The sequence below is a fragment of the Micromonospora trifolii genome (assembly GCF_050516465.1).
Taxonomy (GTDB): domain Bacteria; phylum Actinomycetota; class Actinomycetes; order Mycobacteriales; family Micromonosporaceae; genus Micromonospora; species Micromonospora trifolii.
In genome coordinates this window covers 3,373,367-3,386,055 of record NZ_CP191526.1, presented here as the reverse complement: position 1 = coordinate 3,386,055, position 12,689 = coordinate 3,373,367, and the positions used below count along the sequence as shown (strand labels likewise).

The window sequence follows — 12,689 nt, the reverse complement described above, 5'->3', positions numbered from 1 at the left end:
GGGAAGGTCCGTGACACAGCGCGTGCTGGTGGTCGACGACGATCAGACCGTGAGCGACGTCATCCGTCGTTACCTCGAGAACGACGGCTTCCAGGTGAGCCTCGCGGCGGACGGTGCGGCGGCGCTGGCGGCGGTGGAGCGGCAGGCGCCACACCTGGTCGTGCTCGACCTGATGCTGCCCCTGATCAGCGGCCTGGAGGTGTGCCGGGCGCTGCGGGTACGCCCGGACGGCGTACCGATCGTCATGCTCACCGCGCGCGGCGACGAGTCCGACCGGATCCTCGGGCTGCAACTCGGCGCGGACGACTACCTGACCAAGCCCTTCTCGCCCCGGGAGCTGGTGCTGCGGGTCCGGTCGGTGCTCCGTCGCGCCGGCGGTGGGACGCCACCCGAGCGACCGGAGGCGCTCACCGACGGCAATCTGGTGGTGCACACGGCCTCCCGAACCGCCCGCCTCGCCGGTGCGGATCTGGCGCTGACGCTGCGCGAATTCGACCTGCTCGTCCACCTCATGCGGCACCCGTCCCGGGTCTTCGGCCGGGCCGAGCTTCTTGAGCAGGTCTGGGGCTGGAACTTCGGGGACCACTCCACCGTGACAGTGCACGTACGCCGGCTGCGGGAGAAGATCGAGGCCAGCCCGGCCGATCCGCAGCGGATCGTGACCGTCTGGGGCGTCGGCTACCGCTACGAGCCGGCCCATGCGTGACGTACTCCTGATCTTCGCGATCGCCCTCGGCGCGGCACTCGGCATCGGGCTCGCCGGCGCGGTGCTGCTCCGCGCGCTTCGACGCAGCTCGATCACCGTGCACCTCAGCGTGCTGCTCACCACCACTGTGGTCGCCGTCGCCGTCGGGGTGATGGCGGTCGCGGAAGCGATGTTCCTCTCCGCTCACGACCTTGAGGTGGTCCTGATCACCGTCGCGGCGGCAGCGGTGGTCAGCCTCGCCGTCGGCGGGCACTTCGGCCGGCGACTGGCCCGCGCCGCGGTCTGGCGCGACCAGGCCCGGGAGCGGGAACGGCAACTGGAGAAGGGCCGGCGCGACCTGGTCGCCTGGGTCTCCCACGACCTGCGGACCCCGCTCGCCGGGCTGAGGGCCATGGCGGAGGCGCTGGAGGACCGGGTGGTTCGCGATCCGGACACGGTCGACGAGTACCACCGACGGATCCGGCTGGAGACCGACCGGATGACCCGACTCGTCGACGACCTGTTCGAACTGTCCCGGATCAACGCGGGAGCGTTGCGGTTGTCGTTGACTGCGGTGCCGCTCGGAGAGGTGGTCTCGGACGCGCTGGCCAGCACCACCCCGCTGGCCAACGCTCGCCGGATCAAGCTGATCGCCAGCGAGTCGGGGTGGCCCACGGTCGCCGCGAGTGAACCGGAGCTGGCTCGGGTCGTGGCCAACCTGCTGCTCAACGCGGTCCGCTACACCCCGGAGGACGGCACCGTACGCATCGAAGCCGGCCGGGAGGACGACCACGCCTGGCTGTCGGTCGCCGACACCTGTGGCGGCATCCCCCCGGCCGACCTTCCCCGGCTGTTCGACATCGCGTTTCGTGGTGAACCGGCCCGCACGCCCGGCCCCGGCGACGGTGGGGCGTCCGGAGGGCTCGGCCTGGCCATCGTCCACGGCCTGGTGGAGGCACACGGCGGTCGGGTCGAGGTGCGCAACACCCCCGACGGCTGCCAGTTCATGGTCCGCCTGGCGACCGCCTGAGGCAACGTTCGCCCAGGGTGGCGGGATGAGGCCGTCGGGCTGCGGCGGCCCCATCCCGTTGTCGGCGGGCGAGGATCAGGCGTCGGCGTGCTGGGTGGCCACGTCGAGGATCCAGGTGATGCCGAAGCGGTCGGTCAGCATCCCGAACGCCGGTGCCCACTGCGCCGGGCCGTACGCCTCGACGACGGTGGCGCCATCGGCCAGCTTCTCCCACAGCGCGCCGACCTCTTCGACGCTCTCGCCGCGGACGGACAGGAAGAACGGCTCGCTGGTCAGCGTCATGCCGTTCTCGCGCCGCGTGAAGGGTGGCGGGGCGATGCCGGCGGCGGCCTGGCTGGGCACGTCGTAGGCCATGACGCGGAATCCGTCGTCGGTGGCGACCTGGCCCCAGACGGCCTTGCCGGCGTCGGGCAGTTCCGCCGGCATCCCGAAGTCGCCGTACGTGATCACCATGATCTCGCCGCCGAACACCGAGTGGTAGAACTCCAGCGCCTCGCGGGTGTCGCCCCGGAAGTTGAGGTGGGCGGTGGTGGTGATGCTCATCAAGACTCCTGGTGAAAAGTTGTTTCCGGTCACGGTGTCCGACCGGCGTCAGCACCAAGGGTCGACGACGTAGGTGACAGGTTGTGTCACCTACTGCGGATAGGTTCATCATCGTGCCGAAAACCTCTGGTCGACTGTTGGCCCTGTTGTCGCTGCTCCAGACGCGCCGCGACTGGCCGGGCACCCTCCTGGCCGAGCGGCTCGACATCAGCCTGCGGACGGTGCGCCGCGACATCGACCGGCTGCGCGAGCTCGGCTACCCCATCTCGGCCGTCAAGGGTCCCGACGGTGGCTACCGGCTCGGCGCCGGCACCGAGCTACCGCCTCTGCTCTTCGACGACGAGCAGGCCGTCGCCCTCACCCTCGCTTTGCAGATCGCCGCCACCACCCTGGGCGACAGCACCGGCGAAGCGGCAGCACGCGCCTTGACCACGATCCGGCAGGTCATGCCGTCCCGGCTCCGGCACCGCATCAACGCCCTCCAGGTCACCGCCGTCGAACGGCCCGTCACCCGACCGGCCGCCCCGATCGACGACGACGTGCTCCTGGCGATCAGCTCGGCCGTGCAGGCCCACGAGACCCTCCGCTTCGGCTACGGCGCCGGGACCGTCGACAAGCCCCCGCGCCGCGTCGAGCCGCACCGCCTCATCACCTGGGACGGACGCTGGTACCTCGTCGCGTGGGACCTCGACCGGTCAGCCTGGCGTACCTTCCGCGCCGACCGGATCACCCTGCGCATCCCGAACGGACCCCGCTTCACGCCCAGGGAACTGCCCGGCGGCGACGTGACCACCTTCATCACCGGCAGGTTCCGCGGCGCCGACGACGGCGTCATCGCCTGGCCCTGCCAGGGCACCGCGATCCTCGACCTGCCGGCCGCCACCGTGGCCCTCTACACCCGCGACGGGACCGTCGAGGACCTCGGTTCGGACCGCTGCCGGCTCACCCTCGGCTCCTGGTCCTGGCCCAGCCTGGCCGCCGCCATGGCCCGGTTCGACACCGAAATCGAAGTTGTCAGCCCCGCCGAGCTTGTCGACGCCTTCGCCCACCTGGCCCGCCGCTTCGCCAGTACCGCCGCCGGCGCAACGCCGGCCTGACTTCTGGAGCGCCCGTTGTCGAGACGGCGACGACGGTGTCTCTTGGCTGCACCAGGAACTACGTAGGCTCTCAATGGCTCAACTCGTGCCAGCCGGGCCATCGCCAACTGTGGACAGCGGGCCAGGTTGTCGCGAGACCGTTGGAGAGCGCGCCGCCGAAGGCCACTGTCCCCTCGTGGGACGCGTAGGCGATCCAGTCGTGATGCTCGTCGCTCCAGAGCCCTTCGGGTCCGGTGTACCTCGGGGCAAAGATCTCGACATCCAGCAGGTGGTCGGCGCCGTCCTCACTCAACTCGACCACCCGACGTCGGCCCAGCTCTCGCAGCACCCGGCGGACCTGGTCAACGCCGTCGTCCTCCCACATCGAATCCCCGGTCAGCACCAGCACGTCGTGCGGAACCTCGCCGCTCAACAGGGGGTGCCAGCAGCCGTCCTGCACACCCCATCGTTGCCGCAGCGACGTGCGCCAGGCTGACGACTCCTCAGACGTCAGCACACGACGGTACGGGAGCGGGTCGACGCTGAGGTTGGGCTGCGCCAACCACCGCTGCACGTTCGCAGCGAACAGTCGACGCTCGTCAGCGATGGCGTCTGCCTTCACCTCGTCCTGCGTTGACGTGGTGAACGGAGAGTTCGCACTATCGGCAGCGGCGAGGAGGTCGTGAGTCACCACGTCGATGCCGGGGAGGTGGTCCGGGTCGAGGCGCTCAACCTCCGTGAGAATGGCTGCCACCACGTTGTAGCGGGGAAAGATTCGCTTTGCCTCCGTGGTGTAGTGGTACCCATCGGCGTGGCGGCCATCGTTGGGCAGTTGGCGGTACCCACTCCGCAGCTCGTCGTACCGCTGCGTCAGGTAGCGCCTCGACGCCCAGTGCAAGGTGTTGGATTCCACCAGGGCATCCTCTCCGATGTGGCGTAGGTGTCCGTGTCGCTGGAGATGCCCGCGGCGTGGTTCGAGGGCGCTGGGCGTACCCGTCGTCTCCCAGGTCGGCGGACGGCTCGCAGCCTTCGACGATCCTCGATGGAACGTCTGCCTGGCGGGACCACACTATTTGCCGGATCTGACTACGCTTTCCACTGTCTCGGAAGCGATCGATGGAGGGCGCATGTCGGTGAATGAGCCGGCGAGCGGGGAGTTCGCTCGCATGCTGGACGCGACGGTTGGCGCGTTGCGCGCCGCCGGCACTGCGCCGGAGGACGAGGAGGCCGCGCGCCTGCGTCGGGTCGGTGAGTCCGCCGAGGGGCAGGTCCGTGCCGAGTTTGGCGCTGACGGCCGGCTGGCGTCGCTGACGCTGGACCCACGGATGATGCGGCTCGGCTCGGCCGAGGTCTGCGACCACGTGATCGCGGCCGTGAACGCGGCGATCGACTCGATGCGCGGCGGCGGCCCATCGGTGGCCTCCGGCGATCTCTCGCAGCTCACCGAGCAGCTGGAACAGGTTCGTGACACGGCCGTGCCGCGGCTCGGTGCGTTCCTCCAGGCGCTCACGGACGCGCAGGAGCGAATGGCCCGAGGAGGTCCCCGATGAACGGCTTCGAGGTCGAGCCCGCGCTGCTGCGTTCCGGCGGCGACGAGGTCATCGGCGCCGCCGAACGCTTCATCGGGCAGTTGGAGAGCTTCGAGGCGAAGATGCAGGGGTACGGCGAGCCGTGGGGCGCCGACGACATCGGCTCGCTGATCGGCATCGCGTACACGGAGACCGCCACCTGGGTCCTGGACTGCATCGGCGTGGCCGCCGAGGAGATCGGCTCGGCCGGCAGCGACCTGACGCAGATGGCCGACAACTTCGATTTGGTCGAGGAAGCCTCCGCAGGCGCGCTGCGGGACATCCAGGGAATGCTGGGGTGACGACATGGGACTCCAACTGCCGGGTGAGCTGATCACGGCCCTCGGCTGGATCGGCTACACCTGGCCCGAGGCCGACGAGGAGAAGCTGTTCGAGATGGGCCAGGCCTGGCTGGACTTCTCCGGCACGGTCGCCGGCGCCTCCGGGGAGGCCGGCTCGGCTGCGGCGGCGATCTTGTCGCAGCACCAGGGCGAGTCGATCCAGGCGTTCCAGAAGTGGTGGTCCAACCCGGAGAGCGGTCCCGCAACGCTGCCGGACTACTCCCAGGCCGCGATGCTGATCGGCACCGGGCTGATCATCACTGCCGCGATCGTGCTCGCGCTGAAGATCCAAGTGATCGTGCAGTTGGCGATCCTCGCGTTCGCGGTGGCTCAGGCGATCGCCACCGCCGTCGTCACGTTCGGCGCGTCGCTGGCCGAGATCCCGATCTTCCAGATGATCACGCGGGAGATCGTCGGCCTGCTGATCGACCAGGTGATCCAGGAGCTTCTCGATGCCTAGCAGGGCGCCGAAGAGCTCGAAACGACGCGGCGACGAGGGCAAGCCGAAGGGTGGCAAGATTGTCCGCGCGGCGGTGCAGAAGGCCGCCGCCAAGCCGGTTGTGCGCAACAACGACCTGCCCGAGGTCACGATCAAGGTGCAGCGCAAGTCGACCTACGCGCGCGCCCAGTTCGACCGGAAGATGAACGCGCTGAAAAAGCTCAGCGACGAGGGCAAGCTGTTCAAGCAGGCGAACCCGGTCGCCCGGGACCGCACCATCACGGATGGTTACAAGGATCGCATCCGGCAGAAGATCTTCGACAAGTACTGGCCCCACGACAAGAAGATGACGGCGAGCCTCGTCAAGCGGCTCAGCAAACAGCAGCCCGACCATGTGTGGGAGCTGCAACTCGGCGGTCCCGACGACGTTAGTAATCTGAAGCTCCTACACGGCACAACAAACGAGGATGTCGGCCGGCAAATCTGGCAACAGATCAGGAAGCTGCCCGATGGCACCCCGATCCGGATAGAGGTAGTGGATTGAACCCCGAGCTGCGGGAGCTCATCGCGGAGCTACGCACCGACCTGGAGGCAGACCAGCCGGCGACGCTGGTGTGGGCCCAGATCGACGAGGGCGCTCCGGTCGACCAGATTCCCGCCGGTCTGCCGCAGTCGGTCCGGGAGCTGTTGGAGACCGCCAACGGCCTGCGGGCTGGCGCGTTCGACCTTCGCGGAACTGACCTACTCGACGACCTCCAGTATTACATCGAGCTGATGCCCGAGTTCACCGGCGTCGCCGACGAACCCGCCGAGTGGCTGGTCTTCGGCACGCTGAGCGAAGAGCCGCTGCTGATCCGACGCGACACCGGCGCGGTCTGGTACTTCCCAGAGGAGACCACCGACGAGTGGTTCATGCGTGAGGCGTTCTTCGAAGTCGCGCCCGACCTCGACTCGTTTCTCGCCTACTACGTCTTCGGCGCCGGGTACGGCGAGGTCGGCTACGACGACGACAAATGGTGGGGCTTCCTCGACGAGCAGGGCCTGACCACGCCTGGCGACGAGGACGAGGAGACGGACGATTGACCGCAACACACGAGGAACTCACGGCGCTCTGGGGCGCCGAGGGGATGATCTACTTTCCGCTCGACCGGTTCGACGACGTCCTCGGCCCGGTGACGCCAGAGGTATTCCCACCGTTCGGTGCCATCCCTGTCGACGTGCCGATCCTGTTCACTGTCGACGTCAACGTCACCGGCATGGAGTTGTTCTCCAAGCTGAAGATCGAGATCGGTGAGGCCAGCCCGCGCGTCCACATCGTCCTCGGCAGCTCGCCCGAGGACCCGCAGCTGCTCTTCTGCCTCGACGCGCTGACCGGAGCCGTCGTATTGCTGGACCTGGAGACCCCCAACTTCGAGACCGTCAACGCGACCTTCGCCGCGTTCGTCGAGTTTCTCTACCGGCTCGGAGGGCTCATCGCGACCGACCCGGGCGGTCGGGCTCGCGCCACCCGCGCCGCCGCTGTCCGCGAGGAGCTGATGGGCGTCGACTCGTCCGCGTTCGCCGACCCGAAGTCCTGGTGGAGCATGGCCTTCGATCAGCTGGAATCCACCAGCGGGTAGCCACACAGGGCCCGTGGGGATGGACATCCACGACCAGTACGAGCGGGACGCCGAGGAACACCTGGCGGCCTACGGCCTGCGCGTCAGCGCTGACCAGATCCCGATCGTTCGGAACCTTCTCGTGCGTGAAACCCGGCACGAGGCGGACACCTACGCCGGATTGGGCACTGTCCCCAGCAATACCCAGCTGATGCCAACCGCCCCAAACAAAGGGGCGACATCCGCGCACGCCGCAGTGCTTGAGTTTCCCACTCAGGTGGTCGGACTCCATGCCGCCCAAGTCGTTGAACAATTGGCCTGCTGTCCTTGGACGCGTCGACCAGGAGGTACCTGATGGCCCGGTTCAACGACTTGGCCCATTGCGCTCGGCGAGCTTCTTCAGGTTGAGCAACTGTCGTCGAGCCATGATCAGGTCGCCGACGGACAGCCCGGGTGCGGCCCAGCGGGTCGTCTGCATGACGACCTTGAGTAGCAAGCGCGTCGTGTGGTGCTCCTGAGGCACGAGGACGTAGGACATAAAGGCACCCATGATGGTGCTCGTCAGCTGCCTGCCGGGGTCGACCGAGACGATCCTGCCCAACTTTCGTCCGCCAGCGGTTGTGAAAGCCTCTCCGACCTGGGGCGCGGGTAGGCCTTCCAGCTGTCGAGGCGAGCGGTGGCCGAGGTTGTCGATCCAGTCGTACGAGTACGGAGCGAGTCTCAGTTGGGCTACCCACGGCCACACCGCTGCGGCGGGCACGTCGACCCGTACTCCGCGCCACGCCTGAAGAGTGGGTGAGACGACGAAGTCGTCGCAGGGATAGGTGCGCAACGTCTCGCTGGTAGTCACGCCCCACCGGTCACCGATCACGCATCCATCTTGCGCCATGCGTGCACTCCAGCGGCTTCCTGATGAGGACCCGGCGAGCATCGTCGGGCGTCCTGGAGCCGGTCGTGCGAGATGACTGAGGGGACTGACCTGATTGTGCGGCTCAATCGACCCGCTGGGCCAGCACCTGCCCCGGCCAGGACCCGGCCAGGAAGGTTTCGGTGGGAGTGAACCCGTGGCGCTCGTAGTACGCCACCAGCTCGCCACCGCCGCCCGCCCAGCAGTCGACCCGTAGCAACCGCACGCCGGCCCGCCGGGTTTCCTCGACGGCGTGTGTCAACAGGACCGAACCGAGCTTCTGGCCGGCGAATCGTCGATCGGAGACCAGGAGGCGAACGTACCGCTCGGGCTCTTCCGCGGGCGCGATCGGTGCCCGCGGATCGGGCCCGGAGTCCAACACCAGGGCTGCGGCCGGCGCCCCGTCCACTTCGGCGATGTACGGGAGGTTCTCGGTCATGTACCGATCGATCTGTTCGGCCCTTTCGGGCTTCTCCGAGAACAGCGTCGTGCCCCACTGCTCGGTGTTGCCGCGGTCATTCATCCAGACCACCGCGGAGTCGAGCATGTCCAGTACGGCGGGTGCGTCGGCCAGGCCACCGCGTCTGATACGTACGCCGCGGGTGGTGTCGTCCATGGCCGAATGGTAGTCCGAGGGCAGGCCGATCACGACCGAGGGCATCACCGGTCCTGGCCCCCGCCCTCGGGTTCAAAATCTCCGGAGCCCAGGGTCCGATTCATCGCCGCCAGTAGGCGCTCAAGGGTTCTGCGGTCGCTGTCGGTCAGGCCGCGAAGGATGGCCGCCTCGTTGGCCAGATGTTCCTCGATGAGCCGGTCGGTCAACGCCACGCCGGCCGGACTCAACCCGACCACCCTGCCGCGCGCGTCGGCTGCGGAGACCGAGCGCGACACGAGGCCGCGGGCGATCAGCCGGTCCACCCGCTTGGTCACGGCTCCGGTGGTCACGAGCATCCGTTGGCTCAGCTGGCCCGCCGTGAGCGTGTAGGGCTCACCCTCGCGGCGCAGCGCCGCGAGAACGTCGAAGTCGCCGTTGCCGAGGTCGGCTGCGGCGAACGGCGGCCGCAGGGCCGCATCGAGTACGGCGGCCAACTGTTGGATGCGACCGATGATCAGCAACGGGGTGGGATCGAGGTCTGGTCGCTCGCGACCCCACTGAGCAACGATGTCGGCGATCCGGTCGTCATCCACTGTTGCATCTTACCTTCCGGGGAAGATAACTTGCCTTCCGTGGAAGACAACTCGACTCGAACGTCGGCTCCGGTGGTCACGGCGTACGTGGATCCGTCCTGCCCGTTCGCCTGGATCACCTCCCGCTGGCTCATGGAGGTCGCGAAGATGCGGCCGCTCACTCTGCGGTTCGAGGTGATGAGCCTCGCGGTGATCAACGAGCACCGTGACCTGGAGCCCTGGTACCGCGAATTCAACGACCGGGCGTGGGGGCCGGCCAGGGTGTGCGTCGCGGCAGCCGAACAACACGGCTCCGCCGCCCTCGCACGGCTGTACCCGGCGCTCGGTCGCCGGATCCACGACGCCGGCGACAAGGACTTCGACACCGTCGTCCCGCTGGCCCTGGCCGAGGCCGACCTCCCCGCCGACCTGGCCGACGCCGCCCACCGCGGCGACGTCGACCCGCAGATGCGGGCGAGCACCGCCCACGCACAGCAACTGGTGGGCGAGGATCTCGGCACCCCGACGGTCGTCGTCGACGACGTGGCCTTCTTCGGCCCCGTGCTGACCTCGATCCCTCGTGGCGAAGAGGCCGTCCGCGTCTTCGACGGCGCTCGCCTGCTCGCCGGCTGCCGGGCTTTCTCCGAACTCAAACGCGCCCGGTCCGACGGCCTCACCTTCGCGTAGCTCCACCACTGCCACTGGGAGACTGGTTGCCCCCGCACCGGTCGACCCAGGTCTGTCGATGCTTCGTCACCGGATGTTCGGCTTCGCGTCGGCTCGAATCGATAGTGTGCGTTGGCCGCCACCGACGGCGGCTCGTGTAGAGGGGACATCGATGCGCAGGACAACGGACTGGTCGGCCCGCGCCCTGGGCGCTCTCGCGGGCGCGGTCGCGCTGGTGGCGGCCCTGCTCCCGGCGGCCCCGGCCACTGCCGCGAGCGTGGGCTTCAAGGCGGCCACGCTGAACATCTACTACGGGCTGAGCCAGGCCGACTTCGCGCACGACCTGAACCTGATCGCGTCCAGGGCCGACCTCGTCGGTCTCAACGAGGTCGGTGCCCGCAAGGCGTTCCTGACGAGCTGGGCCGCTGACAACGGCTGGTGGTTGTACGCGCCGGGCGGAACCAACCAGGCCGGCGAGGCGTTGATCGCCAAGAAGAGCATGTTCGACGTACTCGACAAGGGTTCGATTTTCGTCTGTGACACCAACGGTCCGGGCGAGGTGCCGCCCGCGCGGTACAACAACTGGGTCAAGTACCGGCACAAGGCAAGTGGCCGCAACGTGACCCACATCAACGCCCACGCGGTGGCCAGCATCGAAACCGCCGGGCGGCCGGAGGACCTGCCGCGCACCAGGTGCGCCGAGGCGCAGTTCCAGGGTCTCAAGGAACTGGCGGTCGACAAGCAGGACGAGGGCCAGGTCATCGTGAGCGGAGACCTCAACGTCGACTTCAGCGCCGACCGGAACTACGGGTACGCGAAGTTCCCGTGGCAGGTCTTTGAGGCCAACGAACTGCCGAATCTGCGCTCCAACTACAACCTCTACGGCGAGAAGGGCACCGGGACGCACGGCAACCGGCACATCGACTACGTCTACTTCTGGAAGCGGCTGCCCGAGTACCAGCTGATGTGGATGACCGATTACGACATCGTCGGTGCCACCAGATCCGACCACAGCGGTGTCGTCGCCACGTTCTCCATCCAGAGCTGACGCCTTCGGCCTTCGTCGGCTACGACTTCCGGCGCTCGGGATGTCCCCGGTGCGCCGCCCACTCGGGCGCCAGGATCGACATCACCGTGGCGTCAACCCAGTCCTCGCCGTCGCGCAGTACCTGGCGCAGCACACCCTCGGCGACGAAGCCGACCTTCTCGTACACACGGCGGGCCCGAGGGTTGAAGGCGAACACCTCCAGCGAGATGCGGTGCAGGCCGAGCCGCTCGAAGCCGTGGCCGACGACCAGGCGTACCGCCTCGGTGCCCAGGCCACGGTCGCGGCCGGCGGCGGTGAGCAGCGTGCGGAAGTTGCAGTTCCGGTTGACGGGGTCCCAGTCGTTGAGGACCACCTCGCCGACGCAGGCCCCGGTGGCGCGGTCCACGACCGCCAGGTCGAGTCGGTCGGTCTGCGCGTTGCGGCTGCCGTACCAGGAACGCATCCGCTCCTCGTCGGGAGCATCGTCGGCCGGGCTGCCGGTCAGCCGGGCCACCTCGGGGTCGGCCACCGCCGCCCGGAAGGTGTCCAGGTCGTCGTCGACGAAGGGACGCAGGATCACCCGCTCACCGGTGAGACTCGGCTTGATCGAGAAGTCGGGGGCCGCCCGGTCACTGGACATCGACTGATCTTCGGCGCGACACCGGCGACAGGCAACCAGATTCTGGTTGCTGGTCTGGCGACGCGGCGGCCGCGAGCACCTCGTTGGCGGTCAAAATGCGGGGTACGCGGAGCGCCGGTGCCGCAGACTCGCCATCATGCTGGCATCGGTTCGTAGCGTCGCGGATCTGGCCGCCGCGCAGGCGCAGGGTCATCGGGTCAAGTTCCTGTTCTTCTGGGGGCACCAGCCCGAGCGCGACGGGGGTGTCGGCCCAGGCTGCCTGAGCCAGTGGTGGCCGGCGCCGTTCACCGTCGATGGCATGCGGTTCGCCACTGCGGAGCACTACATGATGTGGCGCAAGGCCACCCTGTTCGGCGACCGCGCGATGGCGGAACAGATCCTTGCCGCGCCGCATCCCCACGCCGCCAAGGCGCTGGGAGGGCGCGTCGCGGGTTTCGATCAGCAGACCTGGAGCGAACACCGCTTCGCGATCGTGGTGGCCGGCAACCTTGCGAAGTTCGACCAGCATCCCGCGCTCCGGGCTTTTCTGCTGGCTACCGGGCCGCGAGTCCTGGTGGAGGCCAGCCCGCTCGACCGGATCTGGGGTATCGGCCTGGACCGCGACGATCCGGCTGCCGGCGAACCCGGCTGTTGGCGAGGGCTCAACCTGCTCGGATTCGCGCTCATGCAGGTGCGTGAGGTGTTCAGCGATCAAGGTCCGCACGATGCGGGTCGAGCGTGACGGGGGTCGCGGGGGAGCGGCCATGGTCGATCCCTTGACACTGGTCGATGCGATCGCTAACACTTGTCCGCAACGCGAACTTAACGAACCGAACACATTGTGCCTGTAGCCGCTTGACGCGCCAATGGTGTCCGTGCGGGCATGTCCCCCACTGCCGAACCGCTAAATCCTGAGCTAGGACACGACCCGCACCTGTTAACGCTAACATAGATGATCTTGCCGAGAGGGGTCGGGGCGTGGTTCCACGGCGTATGACAGCGGCATCGCTGTCGGAAGCATCG

19 protein-coding genes are annotated in these 12,689 nt (G+C 68.2%); 13 read left to right on the top strand and 6 right to left on the bottom strand.

From position 1 onward, the window contains the following. Positions 1-10 precede the first annotated feature (10 nt). On the top strand, positions 11-706 hold the full coding sequence (locus tag ACQRWP_RS15495) for a response regulator transcription factor (protein WP_430502937.1): 696 nt from the start codon (positions 11-13) through the stop codon (positions 704-706). Continuing rightward, entirely contained in the window at positions 699-1,715 is a 1,017-nt protein-coding gene (locus ACQRWP_RS15490; protein ID WP_430502936.1) for a sensor histidine kinase, read from the top strand. The genes ACQRWP_RS15495 and ACQRWP_RS15490 overlap by 8 nt, the downstream gene beginning before the upstream one ends. 75 nt (positions 1,716-1,790) lie before the next feature. Here the strand turns inward: ACQRWP_RS15490 and ACQRWP_RS15485 are convergent, their stop codons facing one another. Beyond that, positions 1,791-2,258: a VOC family protein gene (locus ACQRWP_RS15485; protein WP_430502935.1), complete on the bottom strand. Its 468-nt coding sequence runs from the start codon at positions 2,256-2,258 to the stop codon at positions 1,791-1,793. Between the two features lie 113 nt (positions 2,259-2,371). On the opposite strand from ACQRWP_RS15485, the gene ACQRWP_RS15480 reads away from it, so the two are divergent. Continuing rightward, complete coding sequence (locus tag ACQRWP_RS15480) at positions 2,372-3,355, top strand: helix-turn-helix transcriptional regulator (RefSeq protein WP_430502934.1); 984 nt, start codon at positions 2,372-2,374, stop codon at positions 3,353-3,355. 70 nt (positions 3,356-3,425) lie between these two features. On the opposite strand, the gene ACQRWP_RS15475 is transcribed toward ACQRWP_RS15480, so the two are convergent. Further along, positions 3,426-4,247, bottom strand: coding sequence for a hypothetical protein (locus ACQRWP_RS15475; RefSeq protein ID WP_430502933.1), 822 nt, complete (start codon positions 4,245-4,247; stop codon positions 3,426-3,428). Positions 4,248-4,461: 214 nt separating this feature from the next. Between ACQRWP_RS15475 and ACQRWP_RS15470 the strand changes: the two genes are divergently transcribed. The 7 genes from ACQRWP_RS15470 to ACQRWP_RS15440 are packed head-to-tail and all read left to right on the top strand — an operon-like array spanning position 4,462 to position 7,635. Next, entirely contained in the window at positions 4,462-4,884 is a 423-nt protein-coding gene (locus tag ACQRWP_RS15470; protein WP_430502932.1) for a YbaB/EbfC family nucleoid-associated protein, read from the top strand. Then, the gene (locus tag ACQRWP_RS15465; RefSeq protein WP_430502931.1) at positions 4,881-5,204 is read left to right on the top strand and encodes a hypothetical protein; all 324 of its coding nucleotides are present in this window, start codon (positions 4,881-4,883) and stop codon (positions 5,202-5,204) included. Before ACQRWP_RS15470 ends, ACQRWP_RS15465 begins: the two co-directional genes overlap by 4 nt. Before the next feature lie 4 nt (positions 5,205-5,208). Continuing rightward, positions 5,209-5,703, top strand: a complete 495-nt coding sequence (locus ACQRWP_RS15460) for a hypothetical protein (RefSeq protein WP_430502930.1) — start codon at positions 5,209-5,211, stop codon at positions 5,701-5,703. Next, a complete protein-coding gene (locus tag ACQRWP_RS15455) occupies positions 5,696-6,226 on the top strand; it encodes an endonuclease (protein WP_430502929.1) in 531 nt (176 codons plus the stop codon). The genes ACQRWP_RS15460 and ACQRWP_RS15455 overlap by 8 nt, the downstream gene beginning before the upstream one ends. Then, positions 6,223-6,765, top strand: a complete 543-nt coding sequence (locus ACQRWP_RS15450) for an SUKH-4 family immunity protein (RefSeq protein ID WP_430502928.1) — start codon at positions 6,223-6,225, stop codon at positions 6,763-6,765. The genes ACQRWP_RS15455 and ACQRWP_RS15450 overlap by 4 nt, the downstream gene beginning before the upstream one ends. Further along, positions 6,762-7,301: an SUKH-4 family immunity protein gene (locus ACQRWP_RS15445; RefSeq protein WP_430502927.1), complete on the top strand. Its 540-nt coding sequence runs from the start codon at positions 6,762-6,764 to the stop codon at positions 7,299-7,301. The genes ACQRWP_RS15450 and ACQRWP_RS15445 overlap by 4 nt, the downstream gene beginning before the upstream one ends. A 19-nt stretch (positions 7,302-7,320) precedes the next feature. Beyond that, positions 7,321-7,635, top strand: a complete 315-nt coding sequence (locus ACQRWP_RS15440; RefSeq protein ID WP_430502926.1) for a hypothetical protein — start codon at positions 7,321-7,323, stop codon at positions 7,633-7,635. 9 nt (positions 7,636-7,644) lie between these two features. On the opposite strand, the gene ACQRWP_RS15435 is transcribed toward ACQRWP_RS15440, so the two are convergent. From ACQRWP_RS15435 to ACQRWP_RS15425, 3 genes are all read right to left on the bottom strand, one after another. Then, positions 7,645-8,151: a polyketide cyclase gene (locus ACQRWP_RS15435; protein ID WP_430502925.1), complete on the bottom strand. Its 507-nt coding sequence runs from the start codon at positions 8,149-8,151 to the stop codon at positions 7,645-7,647. Positions 8,152-8,272: 121 nt separating this feature from the next. Then, on the bottom strand, positions 8,273-8,803 hold the full coding sequence (locus tag ACQRWP_RS15430) for a GNAT family N-acetyltransferase (protein WP_430502924.1): 531 nt from the start codon (positions 8,801-8,803) through the stop codon (positions 8,273-8,275). Between the two features lie 44 nt (positions 8,804-8,847). Continuing rightward, positions 8,848-9,375, bottom strand: a complete 528-nt coding sequence (locus ACQRWP_RS15425; protein WP_430502923.1) for a MarR family winged helix-turn-helix transcriptional regulator — start codon at positions 9,373-9,375, stop codon at positions 8,848-8,850. 39 nt (positions 9,376-9,414) lie between these two features. Here ACQRWP_RS15425 and ACQRWP_RS15420 point away from each other — a divergent pair, with 39 nt between their 5' ends. Then, positions 9,415-10,041, top strand: coding sequence for a disulfide bond formation protein DsbA (locus ACQRWP_RS15420; RefSeq protein WP_430502922.1), 627 nt, complete (start codon positions 9,415-9,417; stop codon positions 10,039-10,041). A gap of 151 nt (positions 10,042-10,192) precedes the next feature. After that, positions 10,193-11,068, top strand: a complete 876-nt coding sequence (locus ACQRWP_RS15415) for an endonuclease/exonuclease/phosphatase family protein (RefSeq protein WP_430502921.1) — start codon at positions 10,193-10,195, stop codon at positions 11,066-11,068. A gap of 19 nt (positions 11,069-11,087) precedes the next feature. Here ACQRWP_RS15415 and ACQRWP_RS15410 read toward each other — a convergent pair whose 3' ends face one another. Then, positions 11,088-11,687 carry a GNAT family N-acetyltransferase gene (locus ACQRWP_RS15410; protein ID WP_430502920.1) on the bottom strand — a complete coding sequence of 200 codons (600 nt, stop codon included), beginning with the start codon at positions 11,685-11,687 and terminating at the stop codon, positions 11,088-11,090. Positions 11,688-11,823: 136 nt separating this feature from the next. Between ACQRWP_RS15410 and ACQRWP_RS15405 the strand changes: the two genes are divergently transcribed. After that, positions 11,824-12,408 carry an NADAR family protein gene (locus tag ACQRWP_RS15405; protein WP_430502919.1) on the top strand — a complete coding sequence of 195 codons (585 nt, stop codon included), beginning with the start codon at positions 11,824-11,826 and terminating at the stop codon, positions 12,406-12,408. Positions 12,409-12,689: the final 281 nt, after the last annotated feature.